The following is a 23972-nucleotide window of genomic DNA, read 5'->3' as shown; positions in this document are numbered from 1 at the left end:
GGGCAGTGGGCATTCTCAAGCGTGGAGAACAGCGGTCCGAGGAGTCCGGGCCGTACTGGAAACAGCGCAGTTGGCAGGCGTCGGCGGGGTTCCTCGCGCTGGTCGTCGTCCTGGGCGTGACCGCCACGCTGACGTCCGGCTCGGGCACCGCCGACCGGGGCGGGGCGTCGGCGTCCAAGGGCCCGCTGTCCGGCACCGTCACCAAGAAGGACGGCCGTCCTGCGGGCTGCCGCACCGACGACAGCGCGGGCGACGCGATACCCACGTCCGTGCCGAAGGACATCAGTTGGCACACGCTCGGCATCGGGCGGGTGCCGGTCTCCGCCTCGGCGGGGCCGACCAGGATGCAGGGCGCCGTGTGGTGGTGCTTCGCGCACACCCCCATGGGCGCCGTGCTGGCCGCCACCGACATCCCCACCCAGATGAGCGGAACCCAGTGGCGCACCGTCACCGACCAGCAGGTGGTCGCCGGGCAGGGACGCGAACTCTTCGTGTTCCAGCGCACCGCCGTGCCGGACACGGACGGTTCGGACACCGCCCCGACCACCTCGTCGTACGCCGGTTTCCGGGTGACCTCGTACACGGACAGGGCGGCGACCGTGGGGCTGCTGATCAAGAACGACCAGGGCTATGCCAAGACCACCGTCTACGTGCGCTGGAGCGGTGGCGACTGGAAGATCCAGCCCGACGAAAGCGGCGGACTGTACTCGCAGCTGGCCTCCGAGCAGAGCGCCGTCGGCTACACACTCTGGGGGGCCTGACATGGCGGCCTGCAGCAACGGGAATCCGCTCGCGGACGCGATCACCGGGTTCTTCAGCTTTCTCGGCGACCCCGTCGGGACGGTCATCGGCCTGATCGCGAAGACGATCCTCGCCGCCGCGATCGCGGTGTTCGCGGGGCTGGCCAAGACCGTCCCGACCCTGGACGACACGACCACCTCGCACGACCTCAGCAACAAGACATCGTGGATCGTGGTCTATCTGGCCGTCGGTTCCCTGCTGTTCGCCGCCGGCAAGATGGCGATCGAGCGCAGGGGCACCGCGGGCGTCACCGCCCTGAAGGGCATCATGCGGGTCGTCCTCGTCTCGGGCGCCGCCACCACCATCTGCCTGGCCGCCGCGAGGGTCGCGGACAACTACTCCACCTACCTGTTCGACGACTCCGTGCAGAAGGCGCTGGACAACATCGGCGCCTGCGGCGACAACAGCAACATCCAGTCCTTCCTGCTGCTGATCCTCGCCTTCCTGCTGCTGCTCGCGGGGATCCTGCACACGATCCTGATGTACATCCGGCTCGGCGTCATGATGATCATGCTCGGCACCCTTCCGATGGCCGCCGCGGCCTCCATGACGGACTGGGGCGCCGGCTGGTGGCGCAAGCACATCGGCTGGATGATCTCCTGGCTGCTCTACAAGCCCGCGGTCGCCCTCGTACTGAACGCCGGCATGTCGATGATCACCGCGGGCCAGAACAGCCCGACCGGCGCCGACGTCAACACCCGCATCGCCGGTATCGGCGTGATGCTGCTGTCCGCCATCGCGCTCCCCGCGCTGCTGAAACTCGTCGTACCCGCCGCCGCTGCCATGGGCACCGGCAACCCGATGGCCTCCATGGGCCAGGCGGGCAGCCAGCTGGCCAGCGGTGCGGTGCAGGTCGCCGCCATGAGCGGTGGGTCCGGCGGTGGCGGTGGCGGACAGAAGGGCCCGAGCGGAGCGAGCGGCACCGGCGGTGCGTCCGGCGGCAGTGGTTCGGACGGCGCGTCCGGCGGCAGCGGTTCCGACGGCGCGTCCGGCTCGGGAGGTCCGAGCGGTGCGGGCAAGAGCGGTGGCGGTGCGGGCAAGGCCGCGGGCGGTGCGGGCAAGGAGGCCGCGGCGGCGATGGGCGGCCCCGCCGGTATGGCGATCCTCGCGGCCGTGGCCGCGACCCAGGTCGCGAGCTCGACCGTCTCCGGCGCCGTCGAGGGGGCCGACGGAGAACTCGGCAACAACAAGTGAGCCCGGGGGAGTCCACGACACCCGGGCCGTGCGTCCGCACCTCCGCCCGGCGTCGCCTCCCCTGACGAACGACCGCCGGGCGCCCTTCCCCCAGGGCGTCCGGCGGCCTCCCCACCGGCCCTCGACGCACGCCGCACCCCCATCTCCTCACGAAAGGAAACCGGTCACATGGCCACGGAAGCCGTCTCCCATCCGACCTACGGGAACTGGCGCAGGCCGAGGCGCGCGGGGCTCGGACCGCTCGGACTCCTCGGCACCTTCGTGATCTTCGGCGGCCTCGTCGCCACCCTGCTGGCATCGCTGATCTCGCTGTACGCGGCGCTCGTCGTGTTCGTGCCGGTCGTCCTGTTCCTCATCCCGCTCACCATCCGCACCCAGGACGGCCGCAACGTCTACCAGCTCTTCGCCCTGCGCGTCGGCTGGTGGCGCCGGAAGGCCGCGGGCTCGCACCTCTACGTCTCGGGCCCGCTGTCCGCGCGTCCCGGTGGCCGGTTCCGCCCGCCGGGCCTGCTCAACAAGGTCACCGCGAGCGAGGGCCGCGACGCCTACGACCGCCCCTTCGGGATCCTGCACCACCCCCAGCGCGACCTGTACACGATCGTCCTGGGCTGCGACCCCGACGGCGGTTCGCTCATCGACCCGGACCAGGTCGACGTCTGGGTCGCGCTGTGGGGCGAGTGGCTGGCCCGGCTCTCCCACGAACCCGGCCTCAAGGGCGCCACCGTGATCGTGGAGACCGCCCCCGACCCCGGCACCCGGCTCGCCCACGAGGTGCTGCCCCGCATCCACCCGAACGCGCCGGCCGCCGCCCGCGCCGTGATGGAGGAGGTCGTCGAGCGCTACCCCAGCGCCTCCTCCGAGATGCACACCTACGTCACCCTCACCTACGGCAACCCGGCCGGCCAGAAGCGCAGGAAGGAGGACGTGATGACCGAACTGGCCATCCGCATCCCCGGCCTGCTCAGCGGGCTCGTCGCGGCCGGCGGCGGTGCCGCGTACCCGCTGTCGTCCGAGCGGATCGCCGAGGTCGTCCGGGTCGCCTACGACCCCGCCGTCGCCGCCGACGTCCTCAACGCCCGTGCCCTGGAAGGCGGAACGGGCCTGGAGTGGGACGACGCCGGTCCCGCCGCCGCCGTCGAGACGGTGAACGCCTACCAGCACGACTCCGGTGTCTCCCGCACCTGGATGCTGACCCTGGCACCCCGCGGCACCGTCCGCTCCTCGGTGCTGCGCGGCATGCTGGAGGCCGCCCCCGGCACCCGGCGCAAGCGGGTCGCCCTGGTCTACCGGGCCATCGACCCCGCCACCTCGGCCCGCATCGTCGAGGCCGACCGGCGCAGCGCCCAGTTCATGGCCACGTCCGGCAAGGGCATGGTCCAGGCGCGTGCGGCCTCCGAGGTGCGGGCGGCCGAACAGACCGCCGCCGAGGAGGCGGCCGGCGCCGGACTCGTGGAGTTCTCCCTGATGCTGACGGTCACCGTCGACAGCCTGGCGGAACTCGCCGACGCCAGCGTCACCGTCCGCAACCTGACCGCGGCGTCCCGGGTGCTGATGCGCCCCGCCGACCGGATGCAGGCCGCCGCGTTCAGCTGCACCCTGCCCGCCGGGATCCTTCCGTGGGAACAGACCCTCGTCCCGCACGAACTGCAGGAGGCGCTGTGAGCCGCCGTAGCGAGGAGAAGCTGGCCGAGCGCGCGGACCTGCTGGCCGAGGAGCGGGCGCTCCGGGACCTGGCCGCGGGCGGGTCGGGTCTGGTCGGCCTGGACGGTTCCGGGGCCGAGGCCGCCGCGACGAAGTCCGCGAAGGCCAGGGCGAAGTCCGACGCCAGGCGCGGCGGCAAGGGCAAGGCCCCGGCCAGGCCCCGGGAGCCGTACGTCCCGGGCCGCGGCTGGGAGGGCGCCGGCGGGGGCCGCGTCGGGTACATGGACCCGCCCACCATGTGGCGCGCCACCACCGTGCAGGCCTGCGGCATGTGGCCGTTCGCCGCCGGTTCGGGTTCGCCCATGACCGGAGTGCCGCTCGGACAGCACCTGTTCACCGGTGCCACGGTCTGCGGCGACCCGCTGAACTGGTTCACCCGGGCCCGGTACATCTCCAACCCCTCCCTGTTCATGCTCGGCATGCCGGGCCTGGGCAAGTCGACCCTCATCAACCGGATGCTGATCGGGCTCGCCGCGACCGGTGTCGTCCCGCTGGTCCTCGGCGACCTCAAGCCCGACTACGCCGACACCGTGCGCGCGCTCGGCGGCCAGGTCATCTCCATCGGCCGCGGCCGGGGCGGCATCAACGTCCTCGACCCGGGCGCCATGGGCGAGGCCGCCGCGAAGGTCGGCGGCGAGGCCGGCGAGGTCCTGAAGGCCGAGGCCCACGGCCGGGTGCTGAACATGGTCGCCGCCCTCATCACCATCGTGCGCGGCCGGCCCATGGACGACCACGAACAGTCCGTGCTCTCCGCCGTCCTGCACCACCTGCGCGAACGCACCCGGCCCGGCCGCAGCGTGCTGCTGCCCGACGTGCTGCGGGTCCTCACCGAGGGCCCCGACCGGGTCCGCGCGGTCACCCTCGACCGCGGCGACGACACCCGCTACCGGGACGCCGTGGACCCGCTGCACCGCTCCCTGCTCGGCATCCTCGACGGCCCGCTCGGCGACACCTTCGCCTCCGAGACGTCCACCCGCATCGACGCGAACGCGCCCGCCGTGTGCATCGACATCTCCGGCATCGGCGAGGCCGACACCCAGCTCACCGCCGCCGCGATGCTCGCCGCCTGGTCCGACGGCCTGGGCACGGTCGCCGCCTCGCACGCCCTCGCGGACGCCGGACTCGCCCCCCGGCGCTGGTTCTTCACCGTGCTCGACGAGCTGTGGCGTCCGCTGCGCGCGGCCTCCGGCATCGTCGACCGCATCGACGCCCTCACCCGCCTCAACCGCTCCCTCGGCCTCGGCGACGCCAAGATCACCCACACCCTCAAGGACGCCGAGGCCCTCGGCACCGACGCCGACCGGGCCAAGGCGCGCGGCTTCGTCGAGCGGGCCGGCATGGTCGTCTGCGCCGGACTGCCGAAGACCGAGATGGAGGACCTCGGCAAGGTCGTCGGGCTCTCCCGCCGCGAGATCGAACTCGTGTCGTCCTGGTCCTCGCCGCCCGGCTGGGGTGTGCGGGGCGAGGACGAGGAGCCCCCGGGCCGCGGCCGGTTCCTCATCAAGGTCGGTGGCCGTCCCGGCATCCCGATCAAGGTCGCCATCACCGACGCCGAGCGCGACCTGCACAACACCAACACCCGCTGGACGACCAACGAGGCGGCCATCGAGCAGGCCACCGCCCGCGCCGCCGCCGAGGTCGCACGGGTCGCGCGGGAAGGACCCCTGCCGCTGGCCCTCCCCGGCGACCCGGGCTTCCCGGCCGTAGAGGCGTCGCCCGGGGGGTGGACGGTGTGAGCGGGCCCCGCAGTACCGACCTCGGCGACCAGTTGCAGTGGGCGATCGCCGCGCTGGCCGCCTTCGGCATCCTCGCGTTCACCGTCGTCTGGGCCGGCGGCACCTTCGGCGCCGGCCTCTCCGGCCGCGGCTGGGACGCCCCGCCGTTCGCCATGTCCACCGTCTCCACGCTGATCGCCCACGGACCGACCGCGCTGTGGCCGGGCACCCCGACGGCCGTGCTCTACGCCGGGATGTTCGGCCTGATGGCGCTGATCGCGGTGCCCGCCGCCCTCGTCGTCAACTTCTTCATGGACCGCGGCAGGGCACCCAAGGGCCTCGCCGGGAAGCGCGAACTCGCCGCCATGTGCCCCAAGGGCATCGAGGCCCGCGCCCGCGAACTGCGCCCCACCCTCAAGGGCCGTACGGAGGTCCACCCCGACGAGACCGGCAACCTCATCGGCGACCTCGACCCCAAGGGCCCCGAACTGCGCAGCAGTTACGAGGACGTGGAGCTCGACCTGATGGCGCCCCGCGCCGGCAAGTCCACCGGCATCGCCGTCCCCCGGGTGCTGCGCGCCCAGGGCGCGGTCCTGCTCACCTCCAACAAGTCCGACGTCTACGCCGTCACCCGCGCCCAGCGCGAGAAGGCGGGCACGGTATGGACGTTCGACCCGCAGGGCATCGCCCACGCCCCGCGCGCCATGTGGTGGAACATCCTCGGCGAGTGCCACACCATCGAGGGCGCCCGCCGGATGGCCGGTCACTTCGTGGCGTCCGTCAACGACGACACCGCGAAGAAGGACTTCTGGATCTCGGCCGCCCAGAACACCCTGACCGCCCTGTTCCTGGCCGCCGCCCGCGGCCGGGCCCCGCTGCAGGAACTCCTCGCCTGGCTCGCCGACCCCGCCGACCGCACCCCCATCGACCTGCTCCGCGAGGTCGGACTCGTCGCGATGGCCGAGCAGTTGCAGGGCACGGTGCGCGGCGCGGTGGAGACCCGGGACGGCATCTACGAGACCGCCCGCCAGACCGCGTCCTGCCTCCTCGACCCCGAGATCCTCGCCTGGGTCACCCCCGACCCCCAACTCCCGGAGTTCCGCCCGCACGAACACGTCCTGGGCACCGACACCCTCTACCTCCTCTCCAAGGACGGCGGCGGCTCGGCGGCGGGCGTCATAGCGGGTCTCGCCGACGCCACGATGCGGGCAGGTGTCGTGGCGGCCGAGCGGATGGGCGGCCGGCTCGACCCGCCGCTGACCGCGGTCCTCGACGAGGCCGCCAACGTGTGCCGCATCTCCGATCTCCCCGACCTCTACTCGCACTTCGGCTCGCGCGGCATCAACGTCGTTACCCTGCTGCAGAGTTACCGTCAGGGCGCCCGCGTGTGGGGCGAGGTCGGGATGGACGCGCTGTGGAGCGCGGCGACCGTCAAACTGCTCGGCGCGGGCCTGGACGACGCCGACTTCGTGCAGAAGATCTCCACCCTGGTCGGCCAGCACGACGTGAAGACCCCGAGCATCTCCCGCAGCAAGGACGGCACTTCACGCTCGTACTCCTACCGTCAGGAGTCCGTCCTGCCGCCCGACAGGATCCGCGCCCTCCCCAAGGGCACCGCCCTGCTCCTCGCCACCGGCGTCAAGCCGGCCCTGATCCGGCTGCGCCCCTGGTACAAGGAGCCCGGCGCCGGGGTCATCTCGGCGGCGGCGAAGGCGGAGACGGCGGCGATCACGGAACGCGCAGCGGCTCGTCTGCTGCCGGGCCTGGGTCCGACCCTGGAGAAGGACAACGTCGTGGAGATGGACGACTACCGGGGCGCCGCCACAGCGTGACGGTCCGCAGCACCAGCTCGGCCGGCGCGTACCGCACCCGCCCCATCAGCCATGCACCGAGGGCGAGTTGGGCGCCGTACAGCACCGGACACCCGGCGAGGACGACGGCGGTGCCGACCCGGTCGTAGAGACCGAAGCCGTAGCCGGTGAAGACGAGGGCGAGGACCAGTGACTGGGAGAGGTACTGCGTGAGGGCCATGCGCCCGGAGGCGGCCAGGACACGGCCCGCCGCCGGGCGCAGCGCGCCGGTCAGCAGGAGCAGGCCGCAGGCGTACGACGCCGTGAGCGCGGGCGCGGTCAGCAGCGACACCGCGTGTCCGACCAGGAACCAGCGGCTGTCCAGCGGCCCGTTCGCACAGCACGCGGTGACGATCCCGCCGGCCAGACCGACCGGCAGCCACCGTACGACGACCCGCCTGAGCCAGGCCCGGTCCCGGCCGCGCCGCTCCACCAGGCCCGCCCTCGCCGCCGCGAGGCCGGCCAGGAACGCCGCCAGCATGTCGGGGGCGTACAGCACGTTCGCGCCCATGGTCGACGGCAGTTCGCGCAGACGCGCCCCGACGACCGACAGGAAACCGCCGCGATACGCGGCCACATCGCGCGCGACCTCGGGGGCGTACTGCGCCGGGGTGACCGGCTCGGTGAAGGCGACGGTCAGCAGCCCGTACCCGAGCAGCAGCACCGCGAGGCCCGCCACCAGACAGACCGCGACCCGCAGCGCGGCCCGGGGACCCAGCCCGCGCAGGCCGTACAGGACCAGTCCCAGGACGGCGTACGTCATCAGGATGTCGCCGGTGTAGAGCAGCACCGCGTGCAGGAGCCCGAGGCCGAACAGCCCCGCCGTACGCCGGAGTCGGCGCCCGGCGGAGCCGCCGCTGTCCGGCTTCCCGGCACCACGCTCCTGGAGGACGAAGCTGTAGCCGAAGAGGAACGAGAACAGCTGATAGAGGGTGGTGGTCGCGGTCACCGCCCAGGCGGCGGCCCGGTCGGCGCCCGAGGCATGAGGGCCACCGCCGAACGCGGTGTAAGGCCCCGCCATCAGCTGGGCGTTGACGAGCAGGATGCCGAACAGGGCGAACCCGCGCAGCACATCGACGTCCTGGACCCGCCCGGGACCGACCGTCTCGCGCCCGCTCACCGCGTCAGCCGGGTCCCGCACACGAAGGCCACGGTCGCCGTCAGGAACCACCCGAACGCCGGCGACATCAGATACCGCGGAGTCCACAACCGGGCCGCCGTCGGGCGATCGCGCGGGTAGCACACGGGCACCGTCCCGCCCACCGGAGGCAGTCCGCGCAGCGGCCCGTACGCCCCCGGATCGAGGACGGCGGTCCGCCCCAGGTGGTCGGTGAAGACCACGAGCCCGGTGCGCCGCCGGTCGCCCGGCACCCGCGCGGTCACGGTGCCCGTCACGAGCACTCCGCGCACCCACAACCGCGCCACGGTCATCAACTGCCTTACGGCGAGCAGGAGAAACCCGAGACCCACCCCCGTGCACAGAGCGAGCAGCAGCAACCTGGCGTCCATACGGTCCCCTTCACCGGCCGTCGTACCTCTTCGCGCACAACGTCTGCCACGCGCCACGGGTTCACGCCCGCGCCCCGGCACGGGTGCACGCCGTCGCGTCTTCACTGAACCGCCGTACGGGTGGCGCCCGTTGTGCCTACGCATCCTCACCGATGCGTACGAAGGGAGCTTCGGCCCAGATGAGACGGCCCCCGCGCACACACGGCCACCGGGCGGCGGCAGCCGTCGCCCTGGCCTGCGCCCTGACGGCGGCGAGCCAACAGGGCGCCCAGGCCGACCCCCAGACCCTCACCGAGGTACAGCACAAGCTGGAGAGCCTGTACCACCAGGCGGAGGTGGCGACCGACAAGTACGACGCGGCCGACGGCAGGGTGACGGCCCAGCAGAAGCGTGTCGGTTCACTCGACTCCCAGGTCCGCGCGGCCGAGGCGAAGCTGACCCGCCTCAACTCCCTTGCCGGAGCGGCGGCCAGGGCCCAATACCGCGGCGGCGGAGTGCCCGCCGAGCTCCAGTTCGCGCTGGCCAGCGACCCCGGACGGGCCCTGGACAACGCCGGGTTGGCGCTCCAGGCCCAGCAGAACACGCAGAACCTCCTGACGGACCTGAAGACGACGAAGGCGTCCCTGCGCACCCGCACGGACGAGGCGACGGCCGAACTGACGCGGCTGCGGGCGAGCCGGCGCGCGATGGCGACACAGCGCCGGACGATCGAGCAACACATCGCCGGGGCGCGGGCGTTGGAGTCCTCGCTGGCTGCGAAGGAGCGGGCCCGCCTCGCCGACCTGGAGAAGCGGGACGCCGACCGGGCCCAGGCGAAGTGGGAGAGCACGGGCATCCTCAGGAAGGTCGGCACCGACGCGACGACCGCCGGTCAGAAGGCCATCGCCTTCGCCGTCGAACAGATCGGCAAGCCGTACGTCTGGGGCGCCGAGGGACCCGACTCCTACGACTGCTCCGGCCTCACGAGCCGGGCGTGGCTGGCGGCGGGCATCACCATCCCCCGCACGTCGGAGATGCAGTGGGCCCAGCTGAAGCACGTCCCCGTCGAGGACATGCGGCCCGGGGACCTGATCGTCTACTTCTCCGACGCGAGCCATGTGGCGATCTACGTCGGGGGCGGGAACATCATCTCGGCGCCTCGGCCGGGGCGGTACGTGTATGTGTCGCCGGCGGCTTCGATGCGGATATTGGGGGTGGTACGGCCGGATGCTTGAACCGGCGGCGGGGTGGCCTCCGTTGTGCTGCGTGAGCGGGGGCGCAGCACAACTGCCGAGCGACAGCGGGAGAGTCATGTCAACCATGCCGACGGAGAAGCCGCCTCGGGCCGCCGGGGCGGAGCGGGACGCGTCTTTTGAACGACGGCGGCCTGAGGCCGAGCCGGAAGTGCCGACCGCCGAAGAGAAGAAGCCTCCGACTCCGCCGCAGTTCATCCTCTACATGGAGGGGTCGGCCTACGCGCACTCACTGCGTCAACTGACCCTGTGGACTCACCACGTGCTGCTGCCGGTCTACGGCAGGGAAGTCACGTCCGCGGCACCCTGGTGCGCCCGCTGGTGGGAGCACCCCGAAGCGGTGGCTCTCCTGCACGGCCTCTGGCTCGCCTGGGGTGACCTGACCGGCCCCGGCTCCACGATGACCGGACCCGCCAACTGGCACCGGGACTACCTGTACAACGTCCTGGACCACCTGCGGGCCCCCCAGGGCCCCTTCGCCGGCTGCAAGCCCAATACGCACCGCCCGAAGGAATCGCCCACCGTCGCGGCCGTCGACCCCTTCGGGCCGGTGCCCCCACCGGCCTGACGAAGGCCACGATCACCCCACCTGTCGAGTCGGTGTGCGCATGGTGTCGCGCCGACCCGCGGTTCGGCACAAACGTGGTGAACCGCTGCCCCTCCGCCGCGGACACCTCCTACCTGTGGCATTTTCTCGCCCACGCCCGCCTCGACGATCCTGGGGGTGATCCGTTCGATGTCCGGTGAACCGTCCGCGTTCCGGTCCCGTTGTGCTCTCTGCAAGGCAGGTCTTCCACTCCACACAAGGAGATCCACGAATGGCTGGAGAAGACGACGCCGGTAGGAGTTCATCCATATCCGGGTACCGCAAGTTCAGCGTAACTTCTCAGACAGTGGCAGGTCGGGACAGTCGCGGACGGAGGACGTCGGAGCTCAGGCACTCGGTCCAAAGCTTGGCGGGGGAAGTAAGTGGCCCCACGCCGCCCCCCAACAACCGGCGTAACACGCTCTTCCAGATCGAAGAGCAGGCGACTGGCGAGACGCAGCTCTACGCCGCCTCGCAGAGCAGGAATGGCGAATGGGCCGTCCAGCGGTGGTCCCAATCGGCCAACAAGTGGATGGCCGAAAGCAACAAGACCTGGCTCAAGTGGGCCAAGGCCGCCGCTAAGGCCATCGGACCCAGCGCCCCTGAAGGGTTGGCCGCAGCGGGCCAGGTCGTAAAGAAGGCGGGGTATCCCGTTGTAGGAAATACCATGACCGCGGTTGGTGCTGGTTCGCGCGCGGTGATCGACGGCTACAAGGCGAACCAGAATCGGCAAGAGGGGAAGCCGTACATCGGCGAGGCTGTCAACGCTTTCTCGGGATTTGTCGGTGCGGTCGCCCAAGTGCCCTGGGTGCCTGAAGGCGTGCAGGATGGCCTTACGGCAGGGGCGACCTTCGGCGCGGTAACAGGCTCCGGCATCAAGAGGGTCGAGGCGCCGGCACCGACGTTCACGATGCCCAACTACTCGATGAACCTGCCGCTCAATCAACAGCACCCCAGCATTACCGGCCTGAACCAGGACTTCGCGTCGCCGGGCTACACGTCGCCGGGCCAGGAAAGGCCGGACTACTTCACGCCGGTATCGACGGCGGAGTACATGCCCACGATCGCGGCGACGTCGGGCGCGTACACGACGGGGGCGAGTTTTGGCGCCTCGACGGTGACAGCGCCCGCGTACACGACGTCGTACTCGGCCATGCCGTCTCTCACAGCGCCCGCGTACTCGACGGCGGCGGATTACGGCGCCTCGACCGTGACGTCACGGGACCCGTACTACGGCAGCCAGTACGACCAGCAGTACGACAGCGGGTACGTCAACCCGTACGACCAGCAGTACGGCCACCAGTACGACAGCGGGGCGGGGGCGGGGCACTACAGCCCGGACATCGTCAGGGGCCCGGAGCATGCCGAGCAGCATCATGGGGCGCGGCCTGGCACGCCGACGGAACATGCGCCTGTCACGCGGTTCGCCAGGTGAGGTCGCTGCCTCTCGGTAGCAAGATCCGTACGGGTTGAGGAAAGGCGCCCGGTGGTCCGAATCGGCCCGTCCCGGACCGGCCGACATCACGATCACCGGGCGCCCGCCCTTACCCGCCGAGAGCAGCCTCCGGCGCGGGTGAAACGTCACACCGGTCCGCTGCGTTCACAGTGCCGAAGGGTCTGTGAACCTCGTCCGCAGCCGGATACGGAGCGATGTCGGCCGCGAGCCCGGGGCGTAACCCCGGCGCCCCCGTTCGACCTCGCCTCGGCTGGGTTCCGTGTGCCCGGGCCCTTCAGCCCGTGTCCGCTCCGGTCGGCGCGTTCCCCGTCCAGGGTGAGCCGACGGGTTCCGCTGGTCGTATGGGATCCGTACGGCTCGGGCGGAGTCCCGGCGTTCACCACCCGCCCGGGTGGGCGGGGCCGGCGGCAGACCGCTGCCGTCGCGAGTCGGGTGGGGCGCCTTGCCGGCTTCTCCCGGACACGGGCTGCCGGCGCTGAACCCCCGGACGTACGCGATCCGTTGTGCTTCCCGAACCGGCGTCGGCGTCCAGCCTACGGATCACAGCCGGCAGGTCGGGGAGGTACGCACATGTCCGCTGTCCATACATGGCGGTTCGCGGCGCAGGGTCTGTTGAAGCGGCGTCCGCCCGCGTCGGACGCGGACGGGTGTTATGCCCGTCAGGACCTGCCGCGACGGGTCGGCACCGCCCCGCGGCTTCCCGGGTCCCCGCTGCCTTCCGGTCTGCTGCCGTTGCCGACGGGATTCGAGCGGGTGGCTACGACGGGTCGGGCCCGCCCCTACCTCGACACGGTGGCTGCCGGGCGTTGAACCGTTCGTCCCCGGTGACCCGTTGTGACCCGCGTCAGCACCTCCGACTCGAAAGCGGGGCAACGTGGCATTCGACAACACTGCTTCCCAGGGCCGGAGGCGGCTGACCAGGACGAGGTCCCGGACGGGACTGGCGCGAGACCTGCTGAAGACCCAGTCCAAGCTGCTCGGCGGGCCGAGGGTCCGTGCGGCGGGCCCACCGGAACCGGACATCTTCGAGGAGATGTGGGGCCTCCTGCGGAGCGCCCTGGATCGCATCTGGGGCCGGTCACGGTCGGGGTCGGGCGACGGAGGTGCGGCACCCGGCGGTGGACAGGGGACCGGCCAGGGCCCGCAGGGGCAAGGCGGGGGCGAGCAGGCGCAGGGGCCGCCGCCCGAACAGCGGCCGGTGCTCACGCAGGAGTCCCAGGCACTGCTCCGGCGTATGGACCGCATCGAGAAGCAGATCGGCCTGCTCTCTGACACGGAACGCTGGGCCTTCGAGGACACGGTCCTGAGTGAGCTGAGGAGACCCGAGAACGCCAGACTGATGAAGGCGTTCCAGGAATCCCGCGCCACTATGCCCCTGGTGTGGCAGTCCGTCGCCAACGCGCAGGAGCGGGAGTCGTTTCGGGAAAGGCCGCACGACGCCCTCCGGCTGGAGGCACAGGAAAAGGCCATGATCGTCGACGCGATCCAGGCCGCTGACATCAAAGAACGACAGGCCGCGGCACTCCGCCGACAACAGAGCGAGGAAGTCCGGCAACTCCGGGAGCGCCGGGCGCCCTTACCGAGTCCAGCACGGGTGCCGTCACCGGAGCCATCGCCGCAGCCGAGTTTCCAGGATCCGCGCGCCAACGATCCTCTCGACGCCCACTCCGCCGACGCGGCCCGACGACGGCGTGACGCCACCGTGAGTCCGAGACCGGGCGAGGAACACGACGCCCATGGCTTCAACGTGGCCGAGACGGAGAGAGCGCTCAGGGCGAGCGCCGCACAGTTGACCCCGCTCCAGCCGGTCGATCACACCGGCCGTACGGACTGGCCCCTGGGAGCGCCGTCGTCCCTGTCGGACGAAATCGGCATGGCGTTCACCACCCCCGGCCACTCGACCCATCAGGCGTCGCCCCTGCTCAGCTCCGCGGGCCTGGACATCGCCAACGATCGCTCCTTCCTCGGTAGCCCTTCACCGACCCCGAGCACGGGTGACGATCCGTCACGCCCGCATTCTCCGAACCCAGTTCGGCAGAACAGCGCCGACAACGGTGGCCGGCCGAGGGCCGTCCGCAGACGGTAAATACGTCCTCACCCCCCTGAACCATTCCCCACCCCCATCCGTCGTGCAGCGGCGGCGACAACTGATCGTCGCCCCCCGAATCCAGAATCCTGGCCCCCATCGCGCAGTCCCGACGGAGAGGCACGCTCCATGCGCAGACGCACCTCACTCCTCCTCGCCCTGCTCCTGGTCATCGTCGGAGTCTCCGGCACCGCCGTAGCCCTCCAGACCCACCGCTCCAGCGGCACGAACATCGACGGAACGCCGGCCGCGGACATCGCCGACCACACCGTCACCCTGCAGAACCGCACCGACAGCCGTATCTGGGTCGGCAGCGAGGTCAACGCCGACGGTTCGGCCGCACTCACCGGGCTGCCGACGCTGGACCCGGGCCAGTCCGCCACGATCACCGTCCCGGAGCACGAGGGCGCCGGGCACTGGCGCGGCACCCTCTTCGCCCGTCAGGGGTGCGGCGGTGACGACGGGAGCACGTTCCACTGCGCCGTGGGCGACTGCGGACCCTACGTCGACCACTGTTCCCTCGGTCAACAGCCCACCGGGCTCGCCGAGTTCAACTTCGACCCGGCCGACTCGCCGGCTCCCTGGTACGACGTCAGCTACGTCGACGCCGTCGCCGCGCCCGTCACCATCACGCCGAACGACGTGACGCCGCCCGCGAGCGGCGAGTGCGCGGTGGCGGGCTGTGCCGAGGACCTGCTGTCCGGCTGCCCGGCCGAGGACCTGACCAAGGACCCGGGCACCGGGCAGCCGCTGGTGTGCGTCAATCCGAACCGGGACGCGAAGACCCCGTACAGCGACATGATCAACCAGAAGTGCCCCACGGCGTACGCCTGGTCCAAGCAGGACGCCGAACCGGGCAACAAGGTCATGTACCAGTGCACCAGGTGCAGCGGCCTGACCGTCGCCTTCGGAACCGGCAGCACCGCCCCGGCCGACCCCGGCACCGTCGCCCAGCCCGCCCCCGCCCCCGCCACCCAGCAACCCGTCACCACCGCCGCCCCGGCCCGCAAGGGCGTCAGCCTCAATCCCGTCGACGGCGCCTCCCAGGCGCTGGCCGAGTCCGGCGCGTCCTGGTACTTCAACTGGGCGTCCTCCACCGGAGCGGTCACCAAGCCGGACGGTGTCGACTACGTGCCGATGATCTGGGGGCCCGGCTCCGTCACCGACGCCGAACTGGGCGCCGCGACCCAGGGCGGCAGCAAGGAACTGCTCGGCTTCAACGAGCCCGACAACGGCGGGCAGTCGAAGATGACCCCCGAGCAGGCCCTCGACCTGTGGCCCCGGCTGGAGTCCACCGGGCTGCGGCTGGGCGCGCCCGCGGTGTCCGCAGGCGCCGACGTGGACGGCGGCTGGCTGGACCGCTTCATGAAGGGAGCGGGCGACCGCGGTCTGCGGGTCGACTTCATCCCCGTGCACTGGTACGGCGCCGACTTCGGCCCCGGCGCCGCCGACCAGCTGCGCGGCTATCTGCAGGCCGTCTGGGACCGCTACCACAAGCCGATCTGGCTGACCGAGTACGGCCTCATCGACTTCTCCCAGGCCACCCCCCGCTACCCGAGCGAGCAGGAGCAGACCGACTTCATCACGTCGTCGACGAAGATGCTGGACAGCCTGGACTTCGTGGAGCGCTACGCGTGGTTCACGCTCTCCACGCGGACCAGCCCGACCGGCCTCTACGACGGGACGACCGCCAACGCCAGCGGCCGGATCTACCACGACGCGAGCTGACCACGGGGTTGAACCGTCCGCGTCTCCCGCCCGTTGTACGGGTGCGGCCTGGCCGTGTACCCGCCCCCCCGGGGGCACGGTCAGGCCGTGACTGGCCGGAGGCTCACGTCAGACGGCCTGCTCCGACACAGCCCGCCGCACGCCGGTGTGCGGCGGACCGTCCGCCAGCCGGTCGAGGCGCCAGCGGATCTTCGCGGCGTCCCGGTGGTCGAACTCCGAGAAGATCGCCAGTGCCTGCCGCCAGCTGTCACGGGCGGACTCCGGTTCACCGGCGGCCAGTTGGGCGTCACCGAGGTTGCCCAGGGTGTGGCCCTCTCCCCACCGGTTGCCGATGTCCCGGTGTGTCTTGAGCGCCTGGTGGTAGTACTCGACGGCGTCGTCGTGGCGATCGAGCCGGCGATGGACCGTGCCCAGGATGTCGAGGGTGACGCCCTCGACCCAGCGGTTGCCGTTGGTCCGCAGGAGGTCCAACGCCTGCTCCAGGCAGTCGACGGCCTCGTCGAACCGGCCGAGCCGCTGGTAGACGTCGCCCAGGTTGGACAGGGAGATCCCCTTCCCCCAGGCGCCGCCGATGAGCTGCTCGACCGCCAGCCCCCGGCGGATGTACTCGACGGCCTTGTCGAGCCGGCCGGCCTCCAGGTAGGTGTCGCCCAGATTGGTCACGGCCGACGCCCTGGCATCGGCGTCCCCGAGCTCCCGGTAGGCGACCATCGCCAGGCGGAACTGGTCGGCGGCCTCGATGAGCCGGCCCGAGCCGCGCAGCGCGGCGGCCAGGTCCGCGAGGCCCTGCGCCTCGCCCCAGCGGTCCCTGTCCGCGCGGGCGGCGGCCAGACCCGCCTGTGTGGTGTCCACCCAGTCGTGCGTGTGGCTGCGCAGGTAGAAGAACCCCCACAGGACGGCGGGCAGTCGCCAGGCGACGCCCGGCCGGCCGGACCCGGCCGCCTGGTGCACGGCGGTGACGAGGTTGGCCCGTTCGGTCTCGCACCAGTCCAGGGCCTGGTCGTGCGTCGTGAACTCCAGCGGGCGGCACAGGGCCGGCAGCGGTTCGAGCGGGATCCGGCGACGCTGCGGGGTGATGTGCGGGTAGGCGGCGTCGGCCGTGTGCAGATACCAGGCGAGCAGCCGCTCCACGGCCCGCTCCCGCTCCTCCGCCGTCTCCTCGGCGCGGACGCGTTCGGCGGCGTAGACGCGGAGCAGGTCGTGCAGGGTGTAGCGGCCCGGGAAGTGTTCGGTGAGCAGGTGGGCGCGGGTGAGCTCGACGAGCAGACCGCGGGTCTCCCGCACCGGGAGCCCGGCGAGGGCGGCCGCGGCGGGCGCGGAGATGTCGGGTCCGGAGTGCAGGCCCAGCAGATGGAACATGCGCGCGGCCGGAGCGGACACCGCTTTGTACGACCAGGAGAAGACGGCCCGTACGTCCGTGGTGATGTCGTCGCCGGAGGCGAAGGCGTCGAGGCTGCCGTGGCTGTCGCGCAGTTCCTCGGCGATGGCACTCAGCGGGAAGCCGGGGTGGGCCACGGCATGGGCGGCGACGATGGCCAGCGCCAGCGGCAGCCGGGCGCACCGCGTGATGATCTCGTCCGCCGCCCGCGGTTCGGCCGCCGGCCGGGCGGTGCCGAGCCGGCGCGCCAGGAGGCCGTGCGCCTCGTCGGGCGTCAGCTGGTCCAGGGTCAGCGGATGCGCCCCTTCGCCGGCGACCAGGCCGGTGAGCCGGTTGCGGCTGGTCACGATGACCAGGCAGCCGGGGGAGCCGGGCAGCAGCGGCCGGGCCTGGTCGGTGTCACGGGCGTTGTCGAGGAGAACCAGCATCCGCCGCCGGGCGAGCATGCTGCGGTACAGCGCGGTCTGGGCGTCGAGGCCGGAGGGGATCCGCATCGGGGGGACGCCGAGCGCGCCGAGGAAGGCGCGGATGGCCTCGTCCGGCGTCACGAGCGAGCCGGTCGGATCGAAGCCGCGCAGATTGACGTAGAGCTGTCCGTCGGGGAAGCGGTCGGCGACCTCGTGTGCCCAGTGCACGGCCAGGGTGGTCTTGCCGATGCCGGCCATACCGCCGATCGCGCTGATCACCACCGTGGCCGGGGCACCGCCCCGCTCCGGCAACAGGGCTCGGGCCCGGTCGAGTTCGGCGCACCGGCCGACGAACGTCGGGAGATCGGCGGGCAGTTGTGCGGGGTGGGCCGCGTGCACGACGGCCGGGGAGGCCGGTGGCACCGGGGAGGCCGGTGGCACCGGGGAGTCCGGCTCCGTCGGCTGAGGTGTCCGCCCGGGCGGGCCGGGGTCCAGGGTCGCGTCGGCCGCCAGTATGCGGTCGTGCAGGTCCCGCAGCGCCGTACCGGGTTCGATGCCCAGCTCGGCCACCAAGGTGCCGCGCGCACCGCGGTAGGCCGCCAGCGCCTCGGCCTGCCTCCCGGACCGGTAGAGCGCCAGCATGAGCAGTCGGCACAACTGCTCCCGCAGCGGGTACCTGCCGGTCAACGAGACCAGTTCGGCGATCACTTCGCTGTGGCGTCCGTGGTCGACCTCGATGTCCAGCCAGGTCTCCAGCGCGGTCAGTCGCTCCTCGTCCAGCCGGGAGCCCTCGGACGCGGCCAGCGGGCCGGGGAGTCCCGCCAGTGCCGCTCCCTGCCACCCGCCGAGTGCCACGCGCAGCAGCTCCGCGGCGGCGGACGGCCGCCCGGCGGCGCGCAGCCGCTGCGCCTCCGCGACGCGCCGCTCGAACACGGCGAGATCCAGGCCGTCCGCCGGCAGGCGGACCAGATATCCGTCTCCGACCGACACGACCACCCCCGGGGGGTCGTCCGCCTCACGGTCCGGTTCCAGGACCTTGCGGAGCCGCGACACGTAGGTCCGCAGGACGGACACGGCGGCCGGCGGCTGCTCCTCGCCCCAGACCGCGTCGAGGAGTTCGGCGAGTGCGACAGCGTGTCCCCGCCGCAGCAGCAGCGTGGCCAGGACCGACCGCTGCTGTGGCGAACCGAGGTCCAGTTCGTGTTCACCGCGCCATGCCCGGACCGGACCCAGCACGGCGAAACGCAGGGTGTGCTCGTAGCCGTTCACGCCCCGGACTGTACTCAACAGCCTTACAGCACAAGGCCACTGACGGAGTGTGGGACTTTCTGTTCGATCGATGCGGGCCCGTGACCGAGGAATTGAACCGTTCCCGTACGGCACCCGTTGCGCTACCCGGGGACCGTCACGCCGTTCCCGGCCGGAGCCGATTCGGCCGGGAAACGTCAGAAAGGAAGAGCCATGAGCCGGGGTGAAGAGACGGACGAACCGATCGCGGGGGACGACCACGCCGTGTCCGGGGAGCCGGTGGAGCTCAGCAAACCGGAATCCGCCGAGGAGCCGTCCGAGCCGGCGCCACGCCACACGGTGGTCATCTCCGGAGACGGCTCGGCCGCCATCGACGGCGAACCCGTACCGGTCGGGGAGGGGGAGGCGGTCGACGCCGCGATCCTCGACAGACTGCACGGATACGCCCGGGACCGGAACACCACCGTGACGGCGACCATCTCCGATCCCGCCGCGGGGTACGTGGCGTTCGTCGAGGTCGCTCCCGACGGTTCGAGCAGCCTCCTGGAGCAGGAGGGGCAACCGCAGCAACCGGCACGGGAGTTGGGACCCGTCCGGCCCCCACTGGGAGATGCCGGGCCTGCCGAACAGACCGTACGCCCGGAGCCGTATGCACCGATGGCGGGTGCCGGCCCTTCCGGAGACGACGACGATCTCGATGACCCCGACGACCCCGACGGCCGTGCGGACGACCGCGGCGACGACCTCGACCACGTCGATGACGACGGTGATGGCGACCGCGACGACGGTGACGACCCCTTCGACGTCGAGGCGTACACGCTGGAGCAGGAGAGGGAGCGTCGGCTCGCGGGGCCGCCCCCACCTCCGCCCTCGCCCGTCGTCCGTCCGAGCCTGAAGGTCGCCCCGGGGAACGGATCGCGCCAGTCGGACGACGAGTACGAGTCGCCCGGTCTGCTCCACAAGCCCCTGGTCGTCGGGCCGATGGCCCTCGCCGTGGCCGCTCTCGTCATCGTTCCGCTGGTGATCCTGGGCAGTGGCGCGTCGGACGACGGGGGGCGCCAGAAGCAGACCGCCCGTTCCGGCGCCGAGACGAGCGGGACTCCGCTGGCCGAGGAGGCGGCGCCGACCGACTCCGCGTCCGCGAGCGCACTGCTCCCGTCGTCCAGCGCGACGGCCACCTCGTCGTCGGCCGAACCGAAGACCTCGAAGGGCGCGAAGGCCACGAAGGGCGGGGGAGGGACGGGAGGCGGGACAGGAGGACTGGCCGGGGTCACCGTCACCGTGACCGCGAAGCCGCCGCGCGCCACCGTGACCGCGAAGCCCGCGCAGGACACCGCCGCCACCGCGGTGAACCGGCTCCACCGGAGCGACCCGTCCGGGCGGCACATCTGCTACCGCGCGTACCTCTCCGGACAGGGCTGGCAGAAGCCCGTCTGCGACGGCACGCTCGCCGGAACGACGAGCGGCACCCATCCGATCCAGGCCCTCAACATCGCGGTGTACGGCGGTGGCGGCTCGGCCGCCAACGCCTTCGTGCACGACGCCAAGTCGACCAGTGGCCAGGGCAAGTGGGAACCGCAGTGGACGGCCGTCATGGGCGACGGCAAGAACAACTACATCGGCAGCACGAAGTCGGGCGCCCCCTACATGACGGGCTTCGCCATCAACATCGGCAGCGGCCAGGTCTGCCGGTCCGCCATCGTCCACGGCTACGACTGGGGCAGTGCGGACTGCGCCCAGCCGCGCCCCGGCTACATCTTCGGCGGCACCCTGGAGAACACCCGCTGGCTCGAAGCCGTCAAGCTCTGGATGTGAGCGGCCGAAACACCACCGCGTGAGCTACGGCCATGGGGGCGCGGGGCACCGAGCAGGCGCCCCGCGCCCCACGGCCGACCGGTCTCAGAACCCCCGCCGAGCCCCGCCGTCCACCGACACCATCACCCCGGTGACGTAGGAGGCCGCCGGCGACAGCACGAAGGCCCCCACGCGCCCGAACTCCTCCGGCGCTCCGTACCGCCCCAGCGGAATCGCCGACTCGTTGCCGGCCCGCCTGGTGTCGAGGTCGGGGGCGAGGCCGTCCAGTTCGCGCATGCGGTCCGTGGCGATGCGGCCCGGGAGGACGCCTACGACGCGGATGCCACGGGGGCCCAGTTCGTCGGCCAGCGACTTGGCGAAGCCGGCCAGGCCGGGGCGCAGGCCGTTGGAGACGGCCATGCCGGGGGCCGGTTCGTAGGCCGTGCCGGAGAGGACGAAGCCGATCGCACCCCCAACTCCCAACTCCGCCGCGGCCGTTCGGGCCAGCCGTACCGCGCCCAGGAACACCGACTCGAAGGCCGCCTGCCACTGTGCGTCGGTGGTGGCCGCCACGTCGCCGGCCGGCGGGCCGCCGACGCTGACGAGGATGCCGTCGAAGCCGCCGTACAACTCCCTTGCGGTGGCGATCAGTTGGTGCGGCGCTCGCGGGTCGGAGTTGTCCACGGCGACTCCGGCCGCGTTCGGGCCCAGCTCGGCCGCCGCCTCCGCCGCGCGCTTCTCGTCGCGGCCGGTGACGAGTACCTTGGCGCCGTCGGCGACCAGTTCGCGGGCGACGGCGTAGCCCAGTCCGCGGGTGCCGCCGGTGACGACGTACACCCTGTTCTTCAGTCCGAGGTCCATGAGTCCGGTTCCTTTCTAGCGGCCCAGGGCCGTGGCGATGACCGCGTCCACCCGCGCCGCGAGCTTCGTGTCGTCCTCCTCCGTCCACGCCCGGGTGACGTGTCCGTCGGGGCGGATCAGGGCGGCGCGTACGTCCGCCCACGCGGGCCGGGTCCGGTCGGGCGAACCGGCGTGGACGGTGATCCGCTCCTGGGCGCGGTCCGCCAGCGCGCCCTCCGCCGTCAGGTCGAGCAGGACGTACGAGTCCGCCCGCAGCGCGCCGAACAGGGTGCTGTCGGTGCTGGGGAGGGGGAGGTCGGGGGCGCGGGTGCCGGTCACCGGGTGGGCCGCGGGGTCGGGGCTCGGGTAGGCGACGTCGAGGGCGGTCAGGCGGCCGGCCAGCACGTCGCTGAACTCCCGTGACTCGGGGACCATCCGGCTCAGCAGGTCGCGCAGGGCGAGGCCCTCGGGCGTGAAGGCGTGGAACAGGTAGGTCTGCGCGCGGCTGTGCTCCATCAGCTGCTCGCCGATCGGGTGACGGTCGGTGTGGTAGCTGTCCAGCAGGCCGTCCGAGGCCCAGCCGTCGATCGTCGCGGCCAGCTTCCAGCCGAGGTTGAAGGCGTCCTGGAAACCGACGTTCATGCCGACGCCGCCGGTCGGGTAGTGCTGGTGCGCCGCGTCGCCCGCGAGGACGACGCGGCCACGCCGGTAGTGGGAGGCGAGCCGGGTGGCGTTGCCGTAGCGGGAGAGCCAGGACGGGTCGCGCATGCCGAAGTCGTCACCGGCGATGTGGACGACCTTCTGCCGCAGTTCGTCCATCGTGAGGTCGCCGGGCCATTCGTCGGTCTCGCTGTCGGGGCTGGTCCCGGCGATGCGCCAGCGGTTGTCGGGCAGCGGCACGATCATCAGGCCGCCGCGCTCGGTGAAGCGGTTGAAGCCGGGCGCCGGCGGGTTGTCGAACAGGACGTCACCGAGCCAGCCGAGATAGCGCGACTCCGTGCCGGGGAACTCGATCCCGGCCGCCTCGCGCACGGTGCTCCGCGTGCCGTCGCAGCCCGCGACGTACTCCGCCCCGATCTCGTACGGCCCCTCAGGCCCCTCGACCCGGACGGTCACCGAGTCCGCGTGCTCGGTGAAGCCGGTGACGCGATGCCCGCGCCGGATCGTCGCGCCGAGCCCGCGGGCGTACTCCTCGAAGAGCGCCTCGGTGCGGGCCTGGGGGATGAAGAGGGTGTACGGGAACGGGGTGTCCATGACGGAGAAGTCGAGCCGGTTGGACAGGTTCGCGAAGTGGCCGGTGGAGATCTTCAGGCTCTCGTCGAGGAAGCGCCGGTGGATGCCGCGCGAGGCCAGCACCTCGACGCCGCGCGGGTGCACGGTGAGCGCCTTGGAGCGGTTGTCGATCTCCGTGCGGAGTTCCAGGACGGTGACGGAGATGCCGTTCAGCCGGAGTTCGGCGGCCAGCCAGAGGCCCACGGGGCCGCCTCCGGAGATGACGACCTGCGCTGTCTCCGCCCGCTGCGCTCCCGCCCGCCCTGTCCCCACCTGCTGCGCTGCCATGAGATCACCCATTTCTTGGTCGCTGACCTAGAGTCTTCGGGTGAAGTAAACTAGGTCAGTGACCAACAAGCAACAGAGCGACCGACTGGATCCGGCCACGGTGATCCGCGCAGGGCTCGACCTCCTCGACGAGAAGGGCCTGGACGCGGTGTCCACGCGCGCGGTCGCCGACCGGCTCGGCGTGCGGATCAACACCGTGCAGTGGCATGTGAAGACCAAGGCCCGGATGCTGGAGCTGATGGCGGACGCCGTACTCGGCGAGATTCCGCTCACCGATCTCCCGGACATCCCCGCCGAACGGGCCCACGAACTGGCCCGCCGGTTCCGCCGCGCCCTGCTCTCCCATCGCGACGGCGCTGCACTCGTCGTCGGCACCTACGCCGCCGAGCCCATGACCCTGGCCTTCGCTGAGGCCCTGGTCGAGGCGCTGCTCGCATGCGGCCTGGGCGACCGCGAGGCCGCATGGACCTCGTGGGCCGTCGTCTACTTCGCCCTCGGACTCACCCAGGAGGAACAGGCCGTGGATCACCGGCCGTTGGGCGACATCCTGGCGCGCGCGATCTCGGAGACGACCCATCCCGCGCTCCACCGGGTGGCCGGGCATCTCGCCCCGGCGTCGTTCGAGGAGCGGTACGAGTTCGGGGTGACTGCGCTGCTTGCCGGGCGGCGGTGAGGGGGCGTTCAGGTGCGGGTGCGGGTGCGGGTGCGGGTGTGTGGGTGCGGGTCCGTCATGCGTTCGGCGAAGCGCCCTCAGCGGCCGTAGCGAAAACCCTGCCGAGTGGGCGGGTTGGCGGCGGGCGAGGATGTTCAGGGCCAGGTCCTTGGCCAAGTCGCCCGCCCGCATGGGGACTTCGGCGATCGCGGTGACACCGCCGTACCGCAGGGGT

18 protein-coding genes are annotated in these 23972 nt (G+C 71.9%); 13 read left to right on the top strand and 5 right to left on the bottom strand.

What is annotated here, in order from left to right; genetic code table 11:
• Window positions 1-5 precede the first annotated feature (5 nt).
• The 5 genes from OG226_RS19200 to OG226_RS19180 all read left to right on the top strand — a co-directional run bounded on the left by OG226_RS19200 (window position 6) and on the right by OG226_RS19180 (window position 7243).
• A complete protein-coding gene (locus OG226_RS19200; RefSeq protein WP_328679411.1) occupies window positions 6-761 on the top strand; it encodes a hypothetical protein in 756 nt (251 codons plus the stop codon).
• Between the two features lies 1 nt (window position 762).
• A complete protein-coding gene (locus OG226_RS19195) occupies window positions 763-1995 on the top strand; it encodes a hypothetical protein (protein WP_328679409.1) in 1233 nt (410 codons plus the stop codon).
• A 168-nt stretch (window positions 1996-2163) separates the two neighbouring features.
• A complete protein-coding gene (locus OG226_RS19190; protein WP_328679407.1) occupies window positions 2164-3657 on the top strand; it encodes an SCO6880 family protein in 1494 nt (497 codons plus the stop codon).
• Window positions 3654-5432: an ATP/GTP-binding protein gene (locus tag OG226_RS19185; RefSeq protein ID WP_328679405.1), complete on the top strand. Its 1779-nt coding sequence runs from the start codon at window positions 3654-3656 to the stop codon at window positions 5430-5432. The genes OG226_RS19190 and OG226_RS19185 overlap by 4 nt, the downstream gene beginning before the upstream one ends.
• Window positions 5420-7243, top strand: coding sequence for a TraM recognition domain-containing protein (locus OG226_RS19180; RefSeq protein ID WP_329349561.1), 1824 nt, complete (start codon window positions 5420-5422; stop codon window positions 7241-7243). The genes OG226_RS19185 and OG226_RS19180 overlap by 13 nt, the downstream gene beginning before the upstream one ends.
• Here OG226_RS19180 and OG226_RS19175 read toward each other — a convergent pair.
• Complete coding sequence (locus OG226_RS19175; RefSeq protein WP_329349560.1) at window positions 7140-8402, bottom strand: DUF418 domain-containing protein; 1263 nt, start codon at window positions 8400-8402, stop codon at window positions 7140-7142. The genes OG226_RS19180 and OG226_RS19175 overlap by 104 nt on opposite strands.
• Complete coding sequence (locus OG226_RS19170; RefSeq protein WP_329349559.1) at window positions 8378-8770, bottom strand: DUF3592 domain-containing protein; 393 nt, start codon at window positions 8768-8770, stop codon at window positions 8378-8380. Before OG226_RS19170 ends, OG226_RS19175 begins: the two co-directional genes overlap by 25 nt.
• Window positions 8771-8949: 179 nt before the next feature.
• Here OG226_RS19170 and OG226_RS19165 point away from each other — a divergent pair, with 179 nt between their 5' ends.
• The 6 genes from OG226_RS19165 (at window position 8950) to OG226_RS19140 (ending at window position 15858) form a co-directional block, all read left to right on the top strand.
• Window positions 8950-9984: a C40 family peptidase gene (locus OG226_RS19165; RefSeq protein WP_329349558.1), complete on the top strand. Its 1035-nt coding sequence runs from the start codon at window positions 8950-8952 to the stop codon at window positions 9982-9984.
• 223 nt (window positions 9985-10207) lie between these two features.
• A complete protein-coding gene (locus OG226_RS19160; protein WP_329353434.1) occupies window positions 10208-10570 on the top strand; it encodes a DUF4913 domain-containing protein in 363 nt (120 codons plus the stop codon).
• A gap of 385 nt (window positions 10571-10955) precedes the next feature.
• Entirely contained in the window at window positions 10956-12023 is a 1068-nt protein-coding gene (locus OG226_RS19155) for a hypothetical protein (protein ID WP_329349557.1), read from the top strand.
• Between the two features lie 591 nt (window positions 12024-12614).
• A complete protein-coding gene (locus OG226_RS19150; RefSeq protein WP_328679396.1) occupies window positions 12615-12854 on the top strand; it encodes a hypothetical protein in 240 nt (79 codons plus the stop codon).
• A gap of 64 nt (window positions 12855-12918) precedes the next feature.
• Complete coding sequence (locus OG226_RS19145; protein ID WP_329349556.1) at window positions 12919-14130, top strand: hypothetical protein; 1212 nt, start codon at window positions 12919-12921, stop codon at window positions 14128-14130.
• 129 nt (window positions 14131-14259) lie between these two features.
• Entirely contained in the window at window positions 14260-15858 is a 1599-nt protein-coding gene (locus OG226_RS19140; RefSeq protein WP_329349555.1) for a glycosyl hydrolase, read from the top strand.
• 108 nt (window positions 15859-15966) lie between these two features.
• On the opposite strand, the gene OG226_RS19135 is transcribed toward OG226_RS19140, so the two are convergent.
• Complete coding sequence (locus tag OG226_RS19135; protein WP_329349554.1) at window positions 15967-18912, bottom strand: AfsR/SARP family transcriptional regulator; 2946 nt, start codon at window positions 18910-18912, stop codon at window positions 15967-15969.
• Between the two features lie 192 nt (window positions 18913-19104).
• Here OG226_RS19135 and OG226_RS19130 point away from each other — a divergent pair, with 192 nt between their 5' ends.
• Window positions 19105-20706, top strand: coding sequence for a hypothetical protein (locus tag OG226_RS19130; RefSeq protein ID WP_329349553.1), 1602 nt, complete (start codon window positions 19105-19107; stop codon window positions 20704-20706).
• Window positions 20707-20790: 84 nt separating this feature from the next.
• Here OG226_RS19130 and OG226_RS19125 read toward each other — a convergent pair whose 3' ends face one another.
• A complete protein-coding gene (locus OG226_RS19125) occupies window positions 20791-21546 on the bottom strand; it encodes an SDR family oxidoreductase (RefSeq protein WP_329349552.1) in 756 nt (251 codons plus the stop codon).
• Window positions 21547-21561: 15 nt separating this feature from the next.
• Window positions 21562-23085, bottom strand: a complete 1524-nt coding sequence (locus OG226_RS19120) for an FAD-dependent monooxygenase (protein WP_328679387.1) — start codon at window positions 23083-23085, stop codon at window positions 21562-21564.
• Window positions 23086-23143: 58 nt separating this feature from the next.
• Between OG226_RS19120 and OG226_RS19115 the strand changes: the two genes are divergently transcribed.
• Complete coding sequence (locus tag OG226_RS19115) at window positions 23144-23758, top strand: TetR/AcrR family transcriptional regulator C-terminal domain-containing protein (RefSeq protein WP_329349551.1); 615 nt, start codon at window positions 23144-23146, stop codon at window positions 23756-23758.
• The last annotated feature ends 214 nt before the right edge of the window (window positions 23759-23972 follow it).

It is taken from the genome of Streptomyces sp. NBC_01261 (genome assembly GCF_036226385.1).
Classification (GTDB): domain Bacteria; phylum Actinomycetota; class Actinomycetes; order Streptomycetales; family Streptomycetaceae; genus Streptomyces.
The sequence above is the reverse complement of the archived record's forward strand: the minus strand, read 5'-3'. Positions and strand labels throughout refer to the sequence as shown.